Genomic DNA, 22,913 nt, shown 5'->3' with positions numbered 1-22,913 from the left:
ACCGATGCTCCGCGGAGTATTGATTCAAGCCCTCACCCGCTCGGACTTCGGGTCGTAGAATGGCCTTAGGGAGGCTGTTGCCTGGAACCGTCTTCCGGCCACTTCTATCTCGAAAGGCGAGGTCAGGAGATCGGCCGGGGTTTCTCCCGTGCAGGGGACGTAACCCATGCCCATCGCGGCGCCGAGGTGGTGGCCGTAGGCTCCGGACGACAGGTGGCCGACGATGCGGCCGTCGCGGACGATGGGCTCGGCGTGGTAGAGCATCGGTTCGGGGTCGGTCAGCATGAACTGCACCAGCCGGGTCTGCAGGCCTTCGTCGCGTTTGCGCTGGATCGCCGCGCGACCGATGAAATCGACGTCGGTTTTCTTTATCGCGAAGCCCAATCCTGCCTCGAGGATATGGTCCTCGGGGGTAATGTCATGGCCGAAGTGGCGGAAGCCCTTCTCCATCCGGCAGCTGTCCATCATGTGCAGGCCGCAGAGCTTCGCGTTCAACTCGCGGCCCGCCTCTTGCAGAACCTCGAAGACATGCGCGGCCATGTCCGTGGATACGTATAGCTCCCACCCGAGCTCGCCGACGTAGGTCACCCGATGGGCCCGGGCGAGGCCCATGCCGATCTCGATCTCCTGGCATGTGCCGAACGGGTTGACCTCGTTCGTGAAATCGCTGGGAGAGACCTTTTGCAGCAGCGCGCGGGCATTGGGGCCCATGACGCAGATCACCGCCTCGGAGGCGGTCATGTCGAAGAGCGTGACGCGGTAATCGCCGAGATGGCGGCGGAGCCACTCCTGGTCCGCGAGGCGGCTCGCTGCGGGCGTGATCACGAGATAGGCGGTTTCGGACAGGCGGGTGATCGTCACGTCAGCCTCGATCCCGCCCGAGGCGTTCAGGAACTGGCTGTAGACGATCTTGCCGACCGGGACGGAGAGGTTGCTGGCCGAGACGTAGTTCAGGAAGGCTTCCGCGTCCGGACCTTCCACGCGGATCTTTCCGAAGGAGGACATGTCGTAGATGCCGACGTTCTCGCGGATGGCCTTGTGCTCGCGCGCGGCGTTCTCGAACCAGTTCTGGCGCTTCCAGGAGTATTCGTATTCCGCCTTCTGCCCCGGGTCGGCGAACCAGTTGGCGCGCTCCCATCCCGCCAGTTCGCCCATCACCGCGCCTGCGCGCAGTAACGCCTCGTGGAGGGGCGATCGGCGGATGCCGCGAGCCGTGGCCTTCTGACGATAGGGGAAATGGTCCGCATAGAGCAGCCCAAGCGTTTCCTTGGACCGCTCGAAGAGATAGGCCCTGTTGCCCTGGAAGGGTTGCATGCGCGCGATGTCGACATCGCCCAGGTCGAAGGGCTTCTCGCCGGTGTCCATCCAGGCGGCCAGCGCCATACCGGCCCCGCCTGCAGACTGAATCCCGATGGAGTTGAAGCCTGCTGCGACCCAGGCATTGTCCATCCCCGGCGCGAGTCCGAGGTGGTATGCGTCGTCAGGTGTGAAACTTTCGGGACCGTTGAAGAACGTGTGTATCCCCGCCTCGGCCAGTAGCGGCATTCGGTTCACCGCGAGTTCGAGGATCGGCTCGAAATGGTCGAAGTCCTCGGGCAACTGGTCGAACTCAAAGTCTTCGGATATCCCGGCCATGCCCCAGGGTTTGGCGACAGGTTCGAATGCTCCCAGAAGGATCTTCCCAGCGTCCTCTTTGTAGTAGGCGCATTCCTCGGGCACGCGCAGCACGGGCAGTTGCGACAGCCCCGGCACGGTGTCGGTGACGATGTAGAAATGCTCGCAGGCATGCAGCGGAACGTTCACGCCCATTTTGCGACCGACCTCATGGCCCCACATCCCGGCGCAGTTCACGACCATTTCGCAGGCGATCGTGCCGGTCTGGCCATCCGCCTTCCATGACACGCCGGTGATGCGGCGGCCGTCCTTCCGAAAGCCGGTGACCTTGGTGCGCTCCAGCACCTGCGCGCCGCGCATCCTGGCGCCCTTGGCCAGCGCCAGCGCGATGTTGGCCGGATCGCCTTGGCCGTCCTTGTCGAGGTAGACCGCCGCCGTGACGTCATCGACGTTGACGTGCGGGTAGCGGTATTTGAGTTCCGAGGGGCTGATTTCCTCGATTTCGACGCCGAAGGCGCGGGCCATCGAGGCTTGTCGCAGAATCTCTTCCCGGCGCTCGTCCGACAGCGCGACGGTGATCGACCCGTTGCGGCGGAACCCGGTGGCCACACCGGTCTCCTCCTCGAGACTGCCATAGAGTTCCTGGCTGTATTTCGCGAGCCGCGTCATGTTCTGCGTCGCGCGCAGCTGAGCGATGAGCCCCGCCGCGTGCCAGGTGGTACCCGAGGTCAGTTGCTTGCGTTCCAGCAGCACCACGTCGGTCCAACCGAGTTTCGTCAGATGATAGGCGACCGAGCAGCCGATGACACCGCCGCCGACGATGACGACGCGGGCTTTTTCAGGAGGCAGAGCCATCTTCTTCGTTCCTTGCGTCAGTGATCAGGCACGGATGCGGGCGTTGTCCGCATCCCAAAGGCATCGAGAGGTCTGCACTGTCGCGCCGAGGCGTTTGCCGTAGACGTCCACCTCGACGCTGGCGTCGGCGGGAACCGACGCGTCGAGCATGGCGATCGCGATTGCGGCATCGACACGGTAACCATAGGCCGAGGACAGGACTTCGCCCACGCGCAAGCCACCGGCATAGACGGTTGCCATGTAGGGGGCGTCTTGCTGTCCCTGCTCGACGGTCAGCGTCACGAGCCGTCTGGCCGGTTCTGTCTCGGCGGCGGCCAGAAGCGCTGCCTTCCCGGGGAAATCCTGCGATTTTTCGAGTTTGACGAACCGGTGGAGACCGGTCTCGAATAGGGTGTAGTCCGAGGACAGGTCGCCTTTCCAGGTCAGGTAGCCCTTTTCGATCCGCATGGAGTTCAGAGCATACATGCCGAACGGAGCCGCGCCCGCGTCGCGGATGGCGGCATAGACCGCCGGGGTATCCTGAGGGGCGCAATGCACTTCCCAGCCGAGCTCGCCGGCAAACGACACCCGCACGAGCATCGCCGGTCTGCCCGCGACGCTGGCCTGTTGGTGCGTCAGCCAGCCTAGAGACAGGTCCGCGTCGCTGATCGCGGCCAGCACATCGCGCGACGTCGGGCCGGTCACCAGCAGGGCGATGACATCGCGGGTCTTGTCGACGAGCGCTACGCCGTCGGGCAGGGCGGTCCTGAGCACGTCGCGGTCGTGCCACTGCGCAACCGCCGCGGTCATCAGGGTGAACTCATCCTCGCCGTGACGAATGCAGGACATCTCTGTCAGCACGTGGCCGCGTGCATCGGCAATGTAGATCAGGTTCATGCGCCCGACCTTGGGCAGCGCCCCGGTGATGAGGCCGCGAAGCGCCTCTGCCGCGCCATCGCCGTTGATGCCGAACCGCGAGAAGCCGCAGAGGTCGATCACCCCCGCGCTATTGCGAACGGCCTCTACTTCTGCGCGTACGCGCGGTTCCCAGGGACCGGAGCGGTTCCAGGTCTGGGTCGCCTCCTCGGAGATGTCGTCACCGTTCCTGGCGAACCAGTTTGCGCGTTCCCAGCCGTTGTAAGCCCCCATTTGCGCCCCATCCGCCAGCAGGCGGTCGTGGTTCGGCGACAGCTTCCGGTCGCGTTCAGCCGGCCATTCGTGATGCGGGAAATGCATCGCGTACTCGTGGCCATAGGTCTCCATCGCCTTGCCGAGACAGAACTGCGGGTCGGCGTGATCGGTGTATCGACGCGGATCGACCGACCACATGTCCCACTCGGGATGGCCATGCATGATCCATTCCGAGATCACTTTCCCTGCGCCGCCGCCCTGCGCGATGCCGAAGGTGAAGCTGTGCGCCTCGAAGGCGTTGGGGACGCCGGGCATCGGGCCCAGCATTGGCAGGCCGTCAGGCGCGTAGGGGATAGGGCCGTTGATGTTCCGTTGCACGCCCTGCGTGCCCAGAAGCGGGACGCGGGCCATGGCATCCTCGATATACCATTCAAGCCGGTCCAAGTCGTCCGGGTAGAGTTGGAAGCTGAAATCGTCTGGCATCGGCTCATCGGGGGTGGCCCAAGCGGGCCGGCAGTTGCGCTCGTAGGGGCCGAGGTTCAGCGAGTAGGTGTCCTGACGAAGGTAGTAGGAGCTGTCGACATCGCGCAGCAGCGGCACCTTGCGGCCGTTGGCCTCGGTCCATTCCTTGATTTCGGGGATGGCCTCGGTCAGGAAATACTGGTGGCTCATGACGGTCAGGGGGACCGGGCGCCCGCCGTGCGGCAGGAACCATTCGCCGACCCGCGCGGCATAGTAGCCGGCGGCGTTCACGACGTATTCGCAGCGGATGTCGCCCTTTGCGGTGTGCACGATCCATTCGCCATTCTTACGGCTGACGCCGGTCGCCGGCGTGAACCGCAGGATGGTGGCCCCCGCCGCGCGCGCACCCTTGCCGAGCGCCTGCGTGACCTGGCTGGGATCGATGTCGCCGTCGAGCGGATCCCAAAGCCCGCCCTCGAGGTCGTGGGTTTCCATGAACGGGAAATGGGCCTGCAATTCTTCGGGCGTGCACATTTCCATGGTCAGGCCCATATGCGCCGCCATTCCGCGCACGCGGTCGAATTCCATCATACGTTCATGGGTGTGCGCCAGGCGGACCGCGCCGGTGACGTGGTAATTGATCGGGTAGTCGACCTCTTCGGCAAGACCCCGGTACAGCGCCAGGCCGTATCGCTGCATGTTCATCACGCCATAGTTGGCGGCAAAGTTCGGGCAGTTGCCCGCTGCGTGCCAGGTCGATCCTGCGGTCAGTTCGTTCTTTTCCAACAGGACACAGTCGGTCCAGCCTGCTTTGGCGAGGTGGTACAACGCCGATACGCCGACGATGCCTCCGCCGATGATGACCACACGAGCTGTGGAAGGAATGGACATGGCGGAACCTCAATAGACCGGAGGAGATATGACCCAGATCGCGCAGGCCGGTGTGTCGTACGGATTGGCCCAGCGATACTGCGCGCCCTTGATGCGGAAACTGTCGCCGGCGTGAATGGTGAACGGCTGATCGTTGATCCAGAGGTCGAGCGTTCCGGACACGAGATAGACCACTTCCGAGGTCGCGCGTTGGCGGGGCTGATCCAGCGATGCGCCGGGCAGGAAGGTCGAGTGAACGACCTCGAACGCGTCGGTCAGATCGGGCGACAAGAGCGCCTCGACAAGGCCATTGTCGCGTTCGCCGATCTCGCGGCGGCCAGAGGCGCGGACGACGAGGCCGCGTTCCTCCTCGGGCCCCTGGTGAGAGCCGAAGAACATGGACATGGGCACTTCGAGGGTGCGTGCGATGGCTTGAAGGTCGCTGATGCTGGGGGTGGAGATGCCGCGCTCGACCTGGCTTAGCCATCCCACCGATTTGCCAAGGGCCTCGGCAAGGTCGGTCAACGTCATCCTGCGCGTGCTGCGCAGGGCGCGAATGTCCGTTCCTATCGCGCTCGTGTCCGTCATCGGCTCCAGACCCGCCAGGTTGTGTCGTGAAATAATCGCGGAAATTTTCATTAACGCCAAATGAAAAATTGCGCAGGAATTTCACGCGCTCCGTTTTTTGCGAAGATCGAAGCCTTAGCAGACCGCTCACGGGCGCTCAGAGGCGCAGGGTTTCGCGAGCGCTGGAGCGGCGGCCGCGGGCGATCAGATCGCGCGCGGCCTGGGCCAAAAGTTTTATAAGGATCCGGGGTCTGGGGAGGACCTCAGCTCCGGCCCTTCCAGGGCACCAGGACGTTCTCGATCTTGCGCATCAGGATGTCGATGCCGAAGCCGATCACGCCGATCAGGATGATCCCCATCAGGACGATGTCCGTCAGCTGGAACTTGGAGGCGACCATGATCATCATCCCCGCGCCTTCCGATGCGGCGACCAGTTCGGCGGCGACCACGGTTCCCCAGCAGACACCCATCGCGACCCGCGCGCCGGTGAAGATCTCGGGCAACGAGTTCGGCATGATGACGTGACGCATGATCTGGAACTTGCTCGCGCCGAGCGAGTATGCCGCGTGGACCTTGGAGATGTTGACCCCCGACACTCCTGCACGGGCTGCGATTGCCATGATCCAGAGCGAGGCGAGGAACAGCAGGATGATCTTGCCGGTTTCGCCGATCCCGAACCAGATGATCACGAGCGGGATCAACGCAAGCGGGGGGACGGGACGCATGAATTCCACGATCGGCTCGAACCAGCCTCGGAACCAGTCGGACAGGCCCATCGCGTAGCCCAGCGGGATGCCCAGCAGCGCGCCAAGCAGGAAGCCCGCGATGACACGGAAGAGCGAGTAGCCAAGATGTTCCCACAGCGTGCTGTCGCGATAGCCTTCGGTGGCGATCTCGACCAGGCGTTTGAGCACGTCCTCGGGGGGCGGCAGCCAGATCGGCTCCATCTGAAGTCCCGATGGCGGCGAGAAACTGATCGCACCCTTGTCCGTCAGTGCGAAGCGGCCGGTATCGGTGCGGACATCCTTGCCCGGACCGATTTCGACGCCGTCGATCGCGACGACCTGCGCACCGTCCTTGCGGGTGACCTCGTCGTTCCTGTCGAACAGGATCGTGGATGAGCGCGAGGCGTTCATCGAAACCGCGTCGTCCTTGGCGAAGCCCTCTCCTGGATCGACGTCGAAGTTCTCGGTCTCCTGACCGAAATCGACCACGCGGACGAACACCGTCGCATCGTCGCGTTCGCCGTCCGCGGTTTCGAGTGTGTACGTGAACGAGGTCTCGCCCACGAACGGTGCCGGTGCGTGAAGAAAGCCGGGAACCCACGCCGAGCCGGTGAAGGAGCCCCAGATCAGGAAGATCGTGAGAACCGAGATGACCGAGGCGAACCGGTTTGACGTGACCGCGCTTTCGTCGCCGAAGGTGACCGTCTTGAGCGAGGTGAAATCTCGCGTCGTCTTGCGTGCGAGAAAGCGCACGGCAAGGAACGACAACACGAAGATCGCGATGTAGACCAGAAGGATCATGAGGCCGATCATTGTTCAGCCTCCGAACGACCCATGATTTCCTCTTCCATGTTCCAGATCATGCCAAGGATCTCTTCGCGCGTTTCGGCGTAGCTTTCGGCATGCTTCACCTCCCGCAGGTCCGCACCGACGCCCATGTCGGCGAAGGGAAGCTTGTATTCCTTGTGGATCCGGCCCGGTCTCGGCGCCATTACCAGCAGCCGCTCTCCGAGAAGCAGCGCCTCCTCGACCGAGTGCGTGATCAGGATGATGGTCTTGCCGGTCTCTTTCCAGAGCCGCAGCACGAGGCCTTGCATCTTCTCGCGGGTCAGCGCGTCGAGGGCGCCGAGCGGCTCGTCCATCAGGATCACGTCGGGATCGTTCGCGAGGCAGCGCGCGAGCGCGACACGCTGCTGCATACCGCCGGACAGCTCGTAGATGGCTTTGTCCTTGAAGTCCCGAAGGCCGGTGACGTCGAGCAGGTGATCGACCTGCGCACCCCAGTCCGCTTCCCTCAGGCCCTTCATCCGCGGACCGAAACTGACATTGGCCCGGACGTCCATCCACTCGAACAGCGCGCCCTGCTGAAACACCATCCCGCGTTCGGCGTCAGGTCCGGTGACCTTGTGCCCGTTCATCACCACCTGACCGTCGGTTGGTGCGAGAAACCCCGCGACGATGTTGAGCAAGGTGGTCTTGCCGCACCCCGAGGGGCCCAGAACGCTCATCAGTTCACCTTCGTTCAGGTGCAGCGAGACATCCTTCAGTGCCTGGACCGAACTGCCATTGGGCAAGTCGAACCGCATCGAGATGTTTTCAATAGACAGTCCTGTCATGGTCCGCCTTCTCAATTTCGGGTGTATTCGGCTCGGCAGTGCGGTTTCGCCCAGCTATTCCGCGCGAGGCATCTATCGCTGAAAAGGTGCCAGGCGGCGCACGGTGTCCGCCGCCCGGATCCGCGTCTTACATTCCGCTGGAGGCAGCCAGCGGGCCGGTGTTTACGGCATTCTCGTAGGTGTCCAGCGCCGAGTCGATCGATCCGGCCTCGACGAAGACGTCCGCAACCTCTTTCATGTAGGTCTGAGCCGTTCCGTTGAGCCATGCTTCGCTCAGCTGCTCATCGACGGAGGGGAACTTGAAGGTGGAGATTGTTTCCATCGTCGCTTCTTCGTCCATGCCCGCGTCCTTGGCGATAAGCGGCAGCATCTCGGCGTGGTTGGCCTCATCGGCCCACATCGCGTTGGCGTCCGCCGTCACCTTGAGGAACTTGGCGACCAGTTCTTCGTTCTCCGCGACCCAGTCGGCGGGACCCGAAGTCACGTCAAACACGAGGATGCCAAGCTCGGTCTTCTCGTCGCCGGTGAGCAGCACGTTGCCGTGCTCGAGCGCGCGGCGCAGCGAGCCGCCCCAGCCGCAGAACATGTCGACCGCGCCCTGCGCGATTGCTGCGGCGCCGTCGGGTGGATCCATGTCGACCACGTCCATCGTCGAGATATCGACGCCGAAGTGGTTCATCTGCTTGAGGAAGCCATAGTGTGCAGCAGTTCCGAGCGGCACGGCGACCTTCTTGCCGGAGAGCTCACCGGCGTTAGAAGCGTCGATCTCAAGTTCCGCGCGCACGACGCAGTTGTCGTTGTCGGCGTAGGACACGGCCACATCGAGGATCTGCAGATCCTGTCCGGCGGAGGTGGCGACCACGAAGGGGGGCATCCCCTGGCTCACCGAGAGCTGCACGTCGCCCGAAGCCATCGCGGCCGACATCTTCACGCCGCTTTCAAAGCTGACCCAATTGATATCGACGCCGAGGGCTTCCTCGTAGGTGCCCTTCTGCTTGGCGTATTCGAACGGCATGGGCCATTCGAGGAAGTATGCGACGGTGATGCTTTCGGCCATCGCATGCGAGGCGCCGAAGATCGATGCGCTTCCCACAAGCGCCGCGAGGGTGGTCTTGATGGACTTCGATTTCATGTTGCACTCCCTGTTTTTTTGACGGCCGCCACTTGGTCTTTCCAAGCTGGATTTGACTACGGGCAGGCGCCATCTCGCAATGTTTTCAATGAGCGCGTTCAAAAAATGCAACGTTTGCGAGAAAAAGGGATTACACTTTCGAATTTATCGAAAGGCGATCGCGCACTTGTTGCGAAGGACTGGTGACGAATTATGCAGCGGACGAACCTCAGCCTCCGGGGACTCGAGATATTCCGACTGGTCGCGAAATCGGGCTCGGTCAGGCAGGTCGCGAACGAAACCGGGCTTTCGATCAGTACCGTTTCGCATCACTTGCGCGGGGTCGAGGAGAGCCTGGGCGTCAGCCTCGTCGACCATTCGCGGCGACCGATGGTGCTGACCCCGGCTGGCAGTATCTTCGCGCGCCACGTGGAGGAAGGGCTTCGGATAATCCAGAGAGGGGAGACCGAGCTTACTTCCGGTGACCTGGCGCAGGTGCGCGAACTCCGGCTTGGTATCGTAGATGATTTCGACAGCGAGGTTGCGCCGGAACTCGCCCAGTTCCTTGCACGGGCCATGCCCAAGTGCACCTTCAAGCATCATACGCGCCCGAGTCACGAGATCATCCGTCTGATTTCGGAACGGAAGCTCGATGCGGGCGTCGCCACGAGGCCAATCACCGAGTCGTTAGGCCTGACTGAATTCCCCTTGCTGCGGGACCCGTACGTCCTGGCAACGCCCGCGTCCGTACAGGTCTCGCCAGAAGACTGCCTGTCGGAGCGAAGCAACCTGCCGTTGCTGCGGTATTCGAGTCAGCAACTCATCGGCACCCAGATCGAGGCCCATCTGCGGCGGTCGCGGGTAAATCTTGCGAACCGCTTCGAGCTTGAAAGCAATCAGTCCCTTCTTGGCATGGTCGCCGACGGCAGCGGGTGGGCAATCACCACTCCCGCGAGCTATGTGCGGGCCAAGCGCTTTCAGGATCAGATCGTCCTGCATCCCTATCCCGGCCGGGGATTTGCACGCACCTTGTCGCTGTTCTCAACCGACTTGTATCCGCAGGCCTCCGCCGAGCTTATCGCCGGGTCTCTGCGTCGCCTCATCAACAGGTATTTCGTCGAGCCGATGTCGACGAGCTACCCATGGCTCGCTCCGGATTTCCGCATCCTTGAACCCTAGCCGGATCGGGGTCGCGGCACGTGTTGTCTCGCAGCTCTGGGCCTCCGAAAGACTTTGCTATTGGTCCCAATCTAGTTTCGAATATATCGCAGCTTCTGCGGTTCTGTTGACGAACTCGCCCAGTCGTCCGTTCTAGACGTGTGGCTTGGGGAGGTTTCGATGAAGGGTAGCGCGCGCGTCGTGATTATCGGTGGCGGGATCGCCGGTTGCTCCACGCTCTATCATCTGACCCGCGAAGGCTGGACCGACGTCGTGCTTCTGGAACGGGACGAGCTGACCTCCGGAACCACCTGGCACTCGGCGGCGCAGGTCACGAACTTCGGCATGACCCAGACCATGGTCGGTCTGAAGAGCCATTCGATCGCGCTCTACAAGGAACTGGCCGAGGACCAGGAGTATCCGATCAACTACCACCACGCCGACGGTGGGCTTCGCCTTGCCAATACCGAGGCGCAAATGGACGGATACCGCCATTTCGCCTCGATGGCGCGAGGTATGGGGGTGGACTTCGAGGTCATCGACGCCGAAGAATGCGCGCGTCGGCATCCGCTGATTTCTACTGACGACCTGATTGGCGGACTCTGGGACCCGCTCGACGGGGACATAGATCCGGCGCAGCTTTGTCAGGCGCTCGTGCGCCGTGCGCGGAAGGCCGGGGCCGAGGTTTATCGCCATACGCCGGTTACCGGCATAACCCAGCGCCCAGACGACAGCTGGACCGTTCATAGCGAGAAGGGGGACATCGACTGCGAGATCGTCGTCAACGCGGCGGGCTACCGCGTCAACGAGGTCGGCGCGATGATGGGTGTGCACCACCCGGTCGCCACGATGGAGCACCAGTACTTCCTGACGGAGCCCATCTCTGCCATCGCCGAATCCGGCCGCCGGATGCCTCTCATTCGATGCCCGATCAGCGACTTCTACTGCCGGCAGGAAAAGCAGGGCTTGCTTGTTGGGTTCTATGAGCAGGATTGCAAGACCTGGGGGATGGACGGGATCGACCCGCATTTCGCCAACGCGCTATGCCCGGATGATCTGGACCGGATCACGGACGTTCTGGAGGGCGCGATCGCCCGACTGCCTGCACTGGGCGAGGTGGGAATCCATACCGTCATCAACGGACCGATCACCTACACGATCGACGGCGCGCCGTTGGTGGGGCCGATCCCGGGTAAACGCAACGCGTTCTGCATCATCGGTCTTCGGGCCGGTCTTGGGGAAGGGGGCGGGCACGGCTGGCTGCTGTCCCAACAGATCGTCCACGGCGAGGCGTGCTATGACACCTGGGTGATCGATCCCCGCCGGTTCACCGGCCATGCCAACGTGGAACTCACCGCGGTGAAGGCGATCGAGGACTACCAGAACGAATTCCGCTTCCACTTTCCAAACGAGCATCGTTCTGCGGGGCGTCCGGCCAAGACCACGCCACTTACCCCGGTTCTGGCGGCGGAGGGGGCCGAGTTCACTGTCGTGAACGGCTGGGAGAGAGTCGAGTACATAAAGCCGGCGCCATCCTTCCATCCGACGCTGGGTTTCCGCTTCGACGAGGCCTTCGATGTTGTGGCCGAGGAGGTCGCCGCCGTTCAGAATGGTGTTGGCCTGACAGAGGTGAACGGTTTCAACCGGCTGGAGATCAGTGGCGCGGATACCCACGATTTCCTCGACCGGCTGTTCTGCGGAAGGGTCACGCGGCGTTTGGGACGCGTTGGACTCGGGTACATGCTGAATGACCACGGCATGCTGAAATCCGAAGCGACCATTGCGAACCTAGCGGCCTCAGACCGGGGACCAATGCGGGTTATCTACGGCTCGGCTGCCGCGAGCGAGTATCACGATATGGACTGGCTCACCGCCCATGTCCTGCCCGGGGAGGACGTTCGGATCCGTAGCCTGACGAACGAGCAGACGATCCTCGTGGTCGCCGGGCCGAACGCGCGAGACGTGCTTTCCGCCGCGGCGCGTGGGGACTGGTCGAAAGAGGCCTTCCCATGGCTGTCTGTGCGTGAGTGCTTTGTCGGCATCGCGCCCGCGACGGTGATGGCGGTGAGTTTCTCGGGCGAATTGGCCTACGAAGTTCATGTACCCAACGCCTCTCTCTGCGCAGCCTACCTGGCCTTGCGCGAGGCCGGAGACAAACACGGCATGCGGCTGTTTGGGGCGCGGGCCGTGGACTCCATGCGTATGGAGAAGGGCTTCCTGCACTGGAAAGCCGATATCCTGACCGAGTTCGATCCTTTTGAGACGGGCCTCGAGCGTTTCGTGAAACTCGGCAAGGGCGCGTTCTTCGGCCGCGAGGCGCTTCGGCGGCGACTTGCGGATGGCCCGCGCCGCAAGCTTGTGACGCTGGTTCTGGATTGCACCCATAGCCCGGCGCATCCTGGCGCCTCGGTCATGGATGGAGACGCTGTCGTCGGTACCGTCACCTCTGGCGCATGGGGGCATCGAATGTCCCTGAACCTCGCCTATGCGTTTGTCACCCCCGACCGGGCCGCCCCGGGCGCCGAGGCGACCATCGATCTGCTGGGCGAACGTATCCCCGTCAGGGTCATAGAGCCGAGCCCCTATGACCCTGACTTTGCGCGCGTCCGCGCCTGACCGACGTCGATTGGAAACCAGCGCCCATGGCATCGTATCGCTTCACCGGAAAGTTCACGCAGCAGGAGCCGATCCCCGAAGAGGCGATCGAAGCGGCCGTCGCCGTATTGCGCGGAGCGCGACTGCATCGCTATGGAGTGACACCGGGGGAAGAAGGCGAAACGGCTGCACTGGAACGCGAGTTCGCCGCCTGGCAGGGGAGTCGCTATTGCCTAGCGGTGACCTCGGGCGGGCAGGCACTCCAGATCGCGCTGAGGGCGGCGGGCGTTGCTCCTGGCGCGCCGGTCCTCACCAATGCCTTTACGCTCGCGCCGGTTCCCGGGGCAATCCACGCTGTAGGTGCGCGCCCCGTCCTGGTGGAAATAGACGAGGACCTCAGGCTCGACCTTGATGATGTTGCGCGCAAGGCCCTGTTTTCGGGTGCGGGGTACCTGCTGCTTTCGCACATGCGCGGCCATCTGTGCGACATGGACCGGTTGATGGAGATCGCGCGGTCCCACGGCATCACCGTAATCGAGGACTGCGCGCACACGATGGGCGCCCGCTGGAACGGCACGCCCTCCGGCAACTTCGGCCTCGCGGGATGTTTTTCGACGCAAACCTACAAGCACATGAACTCGGGCGAAGGCGGGTTGCTTACCTCGGATGATCCCGATTTCATTGCGAGGGCGACCATCCTCTCGGGTAGCTACATGAACTACGCGCGGCATGGCGCCGGTCCGGATCCCGAGAGCTTCGACGCACCGCGCTATGAGATGGCCAACATGTCGGCGCGCATGGACGAGTTGCGCGCCGCGATCCTTCGTCCGCAACTCCCGCTGCTGAATGCCAACGTCGACCGCTGGAACCGTAGATACCGTGCTGTCGCCGACGAGCTTGGCGTTTTCAGCCGCATCGTGCTGCCACATCGGCCCGAAGCCGAGCGCATGGTCGGCTCGTCGATCCAGTTTCGGGTCCCGGACCTCGACGCGGCCGGCTGCAGGGAGGTTATCGCGCGCACCGGCACGCGCGGCGTCGAGCTCAAGTGGTTCGGCAATGCGGAGCCGGTCGGTTTCACATCCGCGCACCAAAGCTGGCGCTATGTCGCGGCACACGATCTGCCAAGAACCGACCATGTACTCGCGACACTGTTCGACATGCGTTTGCCGCTCACGTTTTCCGAGGCCGATTGTGCGATGATCGGACAGATCATCCGCGAGGAAGTCGAAAAGGTCAGCCCGCGGCGGGAAGCAAGCTGAGCGGCGGATCTGGATCTAAGCCTAATTGCGCATTGGCCCTATCTGAGGGGCGCGATTAGTGGTGAATATTGAGCAGCCGGAATCTGCGGCGTGCCCCATTTCGCTTCGCCACAAGGACAGAGCCCATGAACATCGCGCACACCGCCAATGACATGTCTTCGATCGTCAATGCCGACAAGGCGCATGTCTGGCACCACCTGTTTCAGCACAAGGCCCTCGATGGTGCCGACCCGCGGATCATCGTCGACGGAAAGGGGTTGCGGGTCTGGGACCAGAACGGCGTCGAGTTGATCGACGCGGTATCGGGCGGTGTCTGGACTGTGAACGTGGGTTTCGGTCGCGAGAGCATCGCCAACGCGGTGCGCGACCAGCTGTTGAAGATGAACTACTTCGCGGGCGTTCTCGGATCGGTGCCTGGCGCCTTGTTCTCGGAGAAGCTGATCGGGAAGATGCCCGGATTGAGCCGGGTCTATTATTCCAACTCTGGCTCGGAGGCGAACGAGAAGGTCTTCAAGATGGTGCGTCAGATCTCGCACCGTCACCACGGCGGGAAGAAGTCGAAGATCCTCTTCAGGGAGCGGGACTATCACGGCACGACAATCGCCACTCTGGCGGCGGGCGGGCAGCCGCAGCGGGCGGCGATGTACGGTCCCTTTCCCGACGGTTTCGTCGAGGTGCCGCATTGCCTGGAATACCGCAACCAGTACCCGGACGCTGAGGACTACGGCGTTGCGGCAGCGGATGCGATCGAGAAGGTGATCCTGCGGGAAGGCCCCGACAGCGTGGGCCTGCTGTGCCTCGAGCCTATTACGGCTGGCGGCGGTGTGATCGTGCCTCCCAAGGGATACTGGGAGCGTGTTCAGGAGATCTGCCGCAAGTACGAGGTTTTGTTGCACATCGACGAGGTGGTCTGCGGCGTCGGGCGCACCGGAACCTGGTTCGGCTATCAGCACTATGGCGTGCAGCCGGACTTCGTGACCATGGCGAAAGGTGTCGCCTCAGGCTATGCAGCGATCTCCTGCACGGTCACGACCGAAGCGGTCTTCGAGATGTTCAAGGACGATTCCAGCGATCCGCTAAGCTACTTCCGAGATATCTCGACCTTCGGCGGCTGTACCGCCGGTCCGGCGGCGGCGCTCGAGAACCTCCGCATCATCGAGGACGAAGGTCTGCTGGAGAACACCACCCGGATGGGTGAACGCCTGATGGATAACCTGCATGCCCTTATGGACAAGCACAGGGTGATCGGGAACGTCCGCGGCAAGGGTCTGTTCTGCGGGGCCGAGCTTGTCGCCGATCGTACCAGCAAGGAGCCCGTGGACGAGAAGCTGGCGCAGGCGGTCGTGGCAAGCTGCAACCGCCAGGGCGTGATCATCGGCGTCACCAACCGCTCCCTGCCCGGGTACAACAACACTCTTTGCCTTGCGCCGGCGCTGATCGTCACTGCGGACGAGGTCGACCAGATCACCGGTGCGATCGATACCGCCCTCACCGAGGTTTTCGGCTGAACAGGTTGGCGGCGGCCCTGCCGCCGGAGGCATTTTCCGAAGCTTCGTCCGGGTCTATGATCGGCGTCATGGAGATCCCGGTCGAAGCATTCTTTCTGACCCCCGGCGGCGAGGGGACCCTTCAGCAGCAGGTGCGCTGCATGGTGATGGACGGGATCGTCTCGAACCTGTTTCCCGCCGGCGCCCGGTTGCCATCCAGCAGGAAGCTTGCCGAACATCTCGGGACCAGCAGGATCACCGTCACGCTCGCCTATACGGACCTCGTCGCCTCCGACTATCTCGTGTCCCGAGGGCGATCCGGGTACTTCGTTTCGGAGAACGCGCCTCGGAAACCTGAATTCAGGATACCGGAAGGGGACGCCGCCCCCTCGACGGACTGGAGTCGCGCGATCGGAACCCGCTTTGCCGGCAGCGAAACCGTGATGCGACCGAAGGACTGGCGCGACTATCCCTATCCTTTCATCTACGGGCAGGCGGATGCCCGGCTCTTTGATCATCATAACTGGCGCGCTTGCGCACTGAAGGCGCTTGCCCCGCGCGAGTTCGAGGCGATGACGCTGGATCAGTACGACCAGGACGATCCGAAGCTCGTGGACGTCGTGCAGCGCCAAATCCTTCCGCGGCGCGGAATACGGGCGCGGCCGGAACAGATCCTGATAACCATGGGCGCACAGAACGCGCTCTGGATGGCGGCGGAGATACTGCTTACACAGCGGCGCGTCGCCGCCCACGAGAACCCTTGCTACCCCGAGCAGCGGAAGATTCTGGAGCGGACCCGGTGCACGACCGTGGCTCTGGACGTGGACGCGGACGGCCTGGACCCCGAAAGCCTGCCAGATAGGGTCGATGTGGTCTTCACCACCGCCAGCCATCAGTGCCCCACGAACGTGACCATGCCGGTGGAGCGGCGACGGCGTTTGATAGAACTGGCGGCGGAGCGCGGTTTCATCATCGTCGAGGACGACTATGAATTCGAGATTCCGAACAACGCCGCGCCGGCGCCTTCGCTCAAGGCGATGGACAGGGGTGGTGCGGTCGTTCACGTCGGGTCTTTTTCGAAATCGCTGTTCCCGGGACTGAGGCTCGGCTACCTCGTCGCAGACGAGGCGTTCATCCGGGAGGCGCGGGCCCTGCGCGGTCTGGTTCTGCGTCATCCACCCGGGCACATCCAGCGCACCGCGGCCTATTTTCTGTCCCTGGGCCACTATGACAGCCAGGTGAACCGCATGGCGCGCGCATACCATCGGCGCCGGTCCGAGATGGAAGCCGCACTGAAGGCGCATGACATGCTGCGGCTGCCGGGACCCGCGCGGCGCGGTGGGTCCAGCTTCTGGCTCGAGGCAGGTGACGGTGTCGATACGACAAAGCTTGCCCGCGATCTCCTTGCCGACGGTGTGGTCATCGAGCCCGGCGGCGTCTTCTTTGCCGACCGGGAGGCGGGGCGGCGCTTCTTCCGCCTCAGCTATTCCTCGATAGATAGCGCGAAAATCGCGGAAGGGATTCGCCGGATCGCGGTACGCATGGAGGCGTCTGGATATATCCAACACTAGAGATTGGCCCTATTCGCGTCCCTTTCATCACGGGTATGACACGGGGAAACCGTTGGCGGAGCGGGCTGCCAGCACAACGAAAACCAGGAGAGACGCCGATGAAAATGACGACCGAAGAGGCCTTCGTTAAGGTACTTCAGCGGCACGGGATCGAACACGCTTTCGGTATCATCGGCTCGGCGTTCATGCCGATTTCGGATCTTTTCCCGAAGGCCGGGATCACTTTCTGGGACTGCGCGCACGAGGGATCGGGCGGCATGATGGCCGACGGCTACAGCCGCACCACCGGGAAGGTGTCGATGATGATCGCGCAGAACGGCCCCGGCATCACCAACTTCGTGACCGCCGTGAAGACTGCGTACTGGAACCATACCCCGGTTCTTCTGGTCACGCCGCAGGCAGCCAACAAGACGATCGGCCAGGGCGGCTTCCAGGAAGTCGAGCAGATGGCGCTGTTCCAAGACATGGTGGCCTACCAGGAGGAAGTGCGCGACCCTTCCCGTGTGGCAGAGGTCCTGACGCGGGTGATCGCCCAGGCCAAGCGGCTCAGCGGTCCCGCCCAGATCAACATCCCGCGGGACATGTGGACGCAGGTCATCGATGTGGACGTTCCCGAGCCGATCGAGTTCGAGCGTTCGCCCGGCGGCGAGAACTCCATCGCGCGGGCCGCCGCGCTGCTTTCCCAAGCGAAGAACCCGGTTATCCTCAATGGAGCAGGGGTGGTTCTGTCCGATGGTGGTATCGCGGCGTCCATGGCGCTGGCGGAGCGGCTGGATGCGCCTGTCTGCGTCGGCTACCAGCACAACGATGCCTTCCCCGGGTCGCACCCGCTGTTCGCGGGGCCGCTCGGCTACAACGGTTCGAAGGCCGCGATGGAGTTGATCAAGGACGCGGACGTGGTGCTCGCGCTGGGCACCCGTCTGAACCCATTCTCCACGCTACCCGGTTACGGGATGGAGTACTGGCCTATTGATGCGACCATCATACAGGTGGACATCAATCCAGACCGGATCGGCCTGACCAAGAAGATCAGTGTCGGCATCGTGGGCGACGCTGCCAAGGTGGCGCGCGGCATTCTGGGCGATCTCTCCGAAACCGCCGGGGACGACGCGCGGGCGGAGCGCAAGGCCCGCATTGGGGAAACCAAGTCCAAATGGGCGCAGCAGCTCGCCTCCATGGATCACGAAGATGACGATCCCGGCACGACCTGGAATGAGCGCGCCCGCTCTGCGAAGCCCGACTGGATGAGCCCGCGCATGGCGTGGCGTGCGATCCAGTCGGCGCTGCCGCGCAATGCGATCATCTCATCCGACATCGGCAACAACTGTGCGATCGGCAACGCCTACCCGGATTTCGACGAGGGGCGCAAATATCTGGCCCCCGGTCTTTTCGGGCCGTGCGGCTATGGGCTCCCCTCGATCATAGGCGCGAAGATCGGCTGCCCGGATGTGCCGGTTGTCGGCTTCGCCGGGGATGGCGCCTTCGGCATCGCGGTGACCGAGCTCACGGCCATTGGCCGCAAGGAATGGCCAGCAATCACCATGGTCGTGTTCCGCAATTACCAATGGGGGGCGGAGAAGCGCAATTCGACACTTTGGTACGACGACAACTTCGTCGGCACTGAGCTTGACGAGCAGGTCTCCTACGCCGGGATTGCCCGAGCCTGCGGCCTGCAGGGCGTTCAGGCGCGCACGATGGACGACCTGACAGCCGCGCTTAACACCGCAATCGAGGATCAGATGAAGCACGGCAAGACCACTCTGATCGAGGCGATGATCAATCAGGAACTGGGCGAGCCGTTCCGCCGTGACGCCATGAAGAAGCCGGTCGAGGTGGCAGGGATCGACCCGGCCGACATGCGCAGGTAGCGCTGAGAGCGGGACATGAGTCACATCCTCGTCGTCAATACCGGGTCGTCCTCGATCAAGTTCGCGCTTTTCGACCCGGCACTCGACGAGCGGCTGCGCGGCGAGGCGTCGGATATCGGCGCTTCGGGCAGGCTGACGCTTGCGGGTCGTGCCCGTTCCGTGCCGATGCCCGACCACGCGACGGCGCTGTCGGTGGTCCTCGCGGCGCTCGAAACGGGAGGCATCATGCTGAAGGACCTCGCGGGCGTCGGCCACAGGGTGGTGCACGGCGGCCAGACGCTGACGGCTCCCGCGCGGATCACTCCGGATGTGGACGCGGCGATCGAGGCGGCGGCCCCGCTAGCCCCGCTTCACAATCCCAGAGCCCTGCTCGCGATCCGCGCGCTGAGCGGCATCGCGCCCGCCCTGCCGCAAGTCGGTGTATTCGACACGGCGTTTCACGCCACCAACCCCGAAGTCACCCGTCGCTACGCGATTCCGGCGGAATTTGATGCGAAAGGTCTGCGTCGGTACGGGTTCCACGGGATCAGCTACGCCGCCCTCGTCGAGGCCCTGCGCCCCGACCTGCCGGATCGGCTGCTGGCGCTGCATCTTGGCAACGGCGCCAGCCTCTGCGCGATAAAGAACGGCCAGAGCGTCGCGACCACCATGGGCTACTCGCCGCTCGATGGCTTAACGATGGGCACTCGCAGCGGCTCGCTCGATCCATCCGTTGCCCTGCGCCTTGCCCGCGAGCTTGGGGCGGAGCGGGCCGAAGTGTTGCTGAACAACGAAAGCGGTCTCCTCGCATTGGCAGGAAGCAACGATATGGCCACGCTTCTGGACCGAACGGATGACGCCGCGCGCTTCGCCGTCGAGCATTTCTGCTACTGGGCTGCGCGCCACGCGGGATCAATGGTTGTGGCCATGGGCGGCCTCGACGCCCTAGCCTTCACCGGAGGCATCGGCGAGAACGCCGCCACTGTCCGCAACGGCATCATCGAGCGCCTGCAGTTCCTCGGCAACGTGCCGGTGCACGTCGTTCCGGCACGCGAAGAGCGCCAGATCGCCCGCGACGTCGCGAGGGTGCTTCGTCTGGCACACTAACGGCTCCAGCAGGTGGGGGAGTTTGGGCGGCATGTGGTTTGCGCCTGGGCCAGCGGATTGTTTAGAAATCGCAGCGGCAGGCTAGGCCCGTCCAATTGGCGTCACATTAGAACCGAGCGCCTTTGCCGCCAGACTTGGGGATGAGACAGGCCATATCGCACACTTGGTAGCCGGCTCTGGTTCGGCTACAAGATTTGCAGTGTCATATATCTGTGACGGCAATCCAATACTCAGGCAAAATATTCGCTGGTGGGACGCAACTTGCGCTGTCGAACGATCTTCATCTCGGACATTCACCTTGGAACGCGAGGGTGCCAGGCCGAACTTCTGCTCCGGTTCCTGTCGCGCCACGATGCCGAGACGATCTACCTGATTGGCGACATCTTCGATGGTTGGAAGCTGCGCCGCGGCTGGCATTGGCCCGAGACGCACAACGACGTGGTGCAGGCCTTTCTCGACAAGGCGCGACTGGGCACGCGGATCATCTACATTCCGGGCAACCACGACGAGATCATGCGCGGCTATCTCGGCACCCATTTCGGTGAGATCGAGGTGGTTGCCGATGCCGAGTTCACCGCACGCGACGGCAAGAAATTCCTGGTGACCCACGGGGACCAGTACGACGTCATCGTGATGAACGCCAAGTGGCTCGCCCGATTGGGTGACCGTGCCTACAACTTCCTTATCTGGCTCAATCCGCGCATCAACCAGGTTCGGCGGCTTTGGAGCGGGCAGTACTGGTCGTTGTCCAAGTGGGCCAAGCAGCAGGTCAAGCAGGCCGTCAATTTCATCGGCGAGTACGAGGAAGTGCTGGCCGACGACGCTCGGCGCGGCGGATTCGACGGCGTGATCTGCGGTCACATCCACCATGCGAACATCCGCCAGATTGATGAGATTACCTACGTCAACACCGGCGACTGGGTGGAAAGCTGCACCGCGATCATCGAGGACGATGACGGCGTGCTCCGGCTCATCGACTGGGAAGCCGAGATGAGCCGCAAGCGGATGCGGGCTCGCAGCAAGGCTCGCCGGCGCCGCGAACTTTCGGAGCCCTGATATTGTCACCCGAGGATTGCCAATGACCCAAGCGGATATCGTTGCCGGCCAGATCAAGGCGGCGGTGAGCCAGAATGCCACGTCGACGCGCGACGGCATGCTGGAGCGTGCCTTCGGACAGATGTTCCGGGGCCTCGTCTATGCCCAGATCTGGGAGGATCCTGTCGTCGACATGCAGGCGCTGCAACTTGGCCCGCAGGATCATGCGGTCTGCATCGCATCGGGCGGGTGCAACGTGATGTCGTATCTCTGTGCGGACCCTGCCTCAATCACTGCGGTTGACCTGTCGCCCGCGCATGTCGCGCTGATCCGGTTGAAGCTGGCCGCGGCGCGCCACCTGCCGGATCACGAGCGGTTCTACGACCTGTTCGGGCGTGCCGACCTGGACTCGAACATCGCGCTGATCGACGAACACCTGGCGCCGCATCTGGATGCCGAGACGCTGGCCTACTGGAACAAGCGCACGGCGACCGGGCGGCCCAAGAGCTTCTTCCGCAAGGGGCTGTACCGGCACGGGGCCCTTGGCCGGTTCATCGGCGCGGCGCACCTCGTCGCCAAACTTGGGCGGGTCGATTTCCGGCCCTTTCTCGCGTCGCGCAATCTCGACGAGCAGAGGGCGTTCTTCGAGGCCGAGATCGCGCCGCTCTACGAGACGCGCCTGGTGCGGGCACTGGCGCACCGTCGGGCCTCGCTTTTCGGGTTGGGCATTCCGCCGGCGCAATATCACAAACTGGCCGCCGATGCTGATGGCGACATCGTTGCGGTGCTGCGCGAGCGTACCCGGAAGCTGTTTTGCGACTTCCCCGTGGGCGAGAACTATTTCGCCTGGCAGGCTGCAGCGCGCGGCTACTGCCCCGATGGGAGCGGTCCGGTACCGCCCTATCTCGAGGCACGCAATTTCGAGATCGTGAAGCGGAACGCGGCGCGGGTCACGGTACTGAACCGATCCCTGACCGATGTGCTGGCCGAGGCCGATGGGGCCAGCAAGCAGGCCTTTGTCCTGCTGGATGCACAGGATTGGATGTCGGATCGACAACTCAATGCTCTGTGGACAGAGATCACGCGGACCGCGTCCGAGGGCGCGCGGGTGATTTTCCGTACCGGCGGGACCGACGACATCCTGCCCGGCCGCGTTCTTCCCGAGATCCTGGGCCAGTGGCACTACGACGCCGAGGCCTCGCGCGAGGGTACGCGGAACGACCGCTCTGCGATCTACGGCGGATTCCACGTCTATCGGCGCAAGGGGGCCGCCGCATGAGCGACGGCACCGAAGCTCACGGCGCGCTGATGGACGGGATCTACCGCCACCAGCGGTGGATCTATGACGCGACGCGCAAATACTACCTGCTCGGCCGGGATCGGATGATCGATCAGATCGACCCGGCTGCCGATGCACATATCCTCGAAGTCGCATGCGGTACCGGGCGCAACCTCGACATCGTGGACCGGAAGTTTCCAGGCCGCTCGCTCTACGGGTTCGATATCTCGTCCGAGATGCTCTCGACGGCGCGCGCCAAGCTAGGCAACCGCGTGACCCTGGCGCGGGGCAACGCCTGCGATTTCGACGCGCAGGCGATGTTCGGGCGCGACCGGTTCGATCACGTCTTCCTCAGCTATAGCCTGTCGATGATCCCTGACTGGCAGGCGGCGCTGGCCGAGGCTCTCCGCCAAGTTGCCGAGGGTGGAACCCTGCACGTTGTCGATTTCGGTGACCAGGCAGGGCTGCCGAAATCGTTCAAACGCGTTCTCTATCGCTGGCTGGAGCAGTTCCACGTGACTCCCAGGACCGAACTCGCCGCCGAAATCCGGCGTCTTGCTGAGCAACAAGGTGCCGAGGTTCAGTACGACACTCTTTACCGGGGGTACGCCCAGATCGCCCGGCTCAGCCGGACGTAAGCGCCTG

The 22,913-nt window shown here is 63.4% G+C and carries 16 protein-coding genes; 10 read left to right on the top strand and 6 right to left on the bottom strand.

Annotated features, from left to right (window positions below):
- Positions 1-24: 24 nt before the first annotated feature.
- From ACW9UR_RS08930 to ACW9UR_RS08905, 6 genes are all read right to left on the bottom strand, one after another.
- On the bottom strand, positions 25-2,469 hold the full coding sequence (locus tag ACW9UR_RS08930) for a GcvT family protein (RefSeq protein ID WP_458916617.1): 2,445 nt from the start codon (positions 2,467-2,469) through the stop codon (positions 25-27).
- Between the two features lie 24 nt (positions 2,470-2,493).
- Positions 2,494-4,932 (bottom strand): GcvT family protein, encoded by a 2,439-nt coding sequence (locus tag ACW9UR_RS08925; protein WP_458916616.1) that lies wholly within the window; start codon positions 4,930-4,932, stop codon positions 2,494-2,496.
- Positions 4,933-4,941: 9 nt separating this feature from the next.
- A complete protein-coding gene (locus ACW9UR_RS08920) occupies positions 4,942-5,499 on the bottom strand; it encodes a helix-turn-helix domain-containing protein (protein WP_458916615.1) in 558 nt (185 codons plus the stop codon).
- A 242-nt stretch (positions 5,500-5,741) separates the two neighbouring features.
- Positions 5,742-7,016 (bottom strand): ABC transporter permease, encoded by a 1,275-nt coding sequence (locus ACW9UR_RS08915; protein WP_458916614.1) that lies wholly within the window; start codon positions 7,014-7,016, stop codon positions 5,742-5,744.
- Entirely contained in the window at positions 7,013-7,819 is an 807-nt protein-coding gene (locus tag ACW9UR_RS08910; protein WP_458916613.1) for an ABC transporter ATP-binding protein, read from the bottom strand. Before ACW9UR_RS08910 ends, ACW9UR_RS08915 begins: the two co-directional genes overlap by 4 nt.
- Positions 7,820-7,946: 127 nt before the next feature.
- A complete protein-coding gene (locus ACW9UR_RS08905; protein WP_458916612.1) occupies positions 7,947-8,951 on the bottom strand; it encodes a taurine ABC transporter substrate-binding protein in 1,005 nt (334 codons plus the stop codon).
- A 192-nt stretch (positions 8,952-9,143) separates the two neighbouring features.
- Here ACW9UR_RS08905 and ACW9UR_RS08900 point away from each other — a divergent pair, with 192 nt between their 5' ends.
- The 10 genes from ACW9UR_RS08900 (at position 9,144) to ACW9UR_RS08855 (ending at position 22,906) form a co-directional block, all read left to right on the top strand.
- Positions 9,144-10,109 carry a LysR family transcriptional regulator gene (locus tag ACW9UR_RS08900; RefSeq protein WP_458916611.1) on the top strand — a complete coding sequence of 322 codons (966 nt, stop codon included), beginning with the start codon at positions 9,144-9,146 and terminating at the stop codon, positions 10,107-10,109.
- Between the two features lie 159 nt (positions 10,110-10,268).
- Complete coding sequence (locus ACW9UR_RS08895) at positions 10,269-12,704, top strand: GcvT family protein (RefSeq protein WP_458916610.1); 2,436 nt, start codon at positions 10,269-10,271, stop codon at positions 12,702-12,704.
- A 26-nt stretch (positions 12,705-12,730) separates the two neighbouring features.
- Positions 12,731-13,942 (top strand): DegT/DnrJ/EryC1/StrS family aminotransferase, encoded by a 1,212-nt coding sequence (locus tag ACW9UR_RS08890; protein ID WP_458916609.1) that lies wholly within the window; start codon positions 12,731-12,733, stop codon positions 13,940-13,942.
- Between the two features lie 125 nt (positions 13,943-14,067).
- The gene (locus ACW9UR_RS08885) at positions 14,068-15,450 is read left to right on the top strand and encodes an aminotransferase family protein (RefSeq protein WP_458916608.1); all 1,383 of its coding nucleotides are present in this window, start codon (positions 14,068-14,070) and stop codon (positions 15,448-15,450) included.
- A gap of 56 nt (positions 15,451-15,506) precedes the next feature.
- Entirely contained in the window at positions 15,507-17,000 is a 1,494-nt protein-coding gene (gene pdxR, locus ACW9UR_RS08880; protein WP_458916607.1) for a MocR-like pyridoxine biosynthesis transcription factor PdxR, read from the top strand.
- Between the two features lie 98 nt (positions 17,001-17,098).
- On the top strand, positions 17,099-18,868 hold the full coding sequence (gene xsc, locus ACW9UR_RS08875; protein ID WP_458916606.1) for a sulfoacetaldehyde acetyltransferase: 1,770 nt from the start codon (positions 17,099-17,101) through the stop codon (positions 18,866-18,868).
- Between the two features lie 15 nt (positions 18,869-18,883).
- Positions 18,884-19,954 carry an acetate/propionate family kinase gene (locus tag ACW9UR_RS08870; RefSeq protein WP_458916605.1) on the top strand — a complete coding sequence of 357 codons (1,071 nt, stop codon included), beginning with the start codon at positions 18,884-18,886 and terminating at the stop codon, positions 19,952-19,954.
- A gap of 261 nt (positions 19,955-20,215) precedes the next feature.
- The gene (locus ACW9UR_RS08865) at positions 20,216-21,010 is read left to right on the top strand and encodes a UDP-2,3-diacylglucosamine diphosphatase (protein WP_458916604.1); all 795 of its coding nucleotides are present in this window, start codon (positions 20,216-20,218) and stop codon (positions 21,008-21,010) included.
- A gap of 22 nt (positions 21,011-21,032) precedes the next feature.
- A complete protein-coding gene (locus ACW9UR_RS08860; protein ID WP_458916603.1) occupies positions 21,033-22,268 on the top strand; it encodes a BtaA family protein in 1,236 nt (411 codons plus the stop codon).
- Positions 22,265-22,906: a class I SAM-dependent methyltransferase gene (locus ACW9UR_RS08855; protein ID WP_458916602.1), complete on the top strand. Its 642-nt coding sequence runs from the start codon at positions 22,265-22,267 to the stop codon at positions 22,904-22,906. The genes ACW9UR_RS08860 and ACW9UR_RS08855 overlap by 4 nt, the downstream gene beginning before the upstream one ends.
- Positions 22,907-22,913: the final 7 nt, after the last annotated feature.

The organism is Halovulum sp. GXIMD14794, from assembly GCF_054457455.1.
The sequence above is the reverse complement of the archived record's forward strand: the minus strand, read 5'-3'. Positions and strand labels throughout refer to the sequence as shown.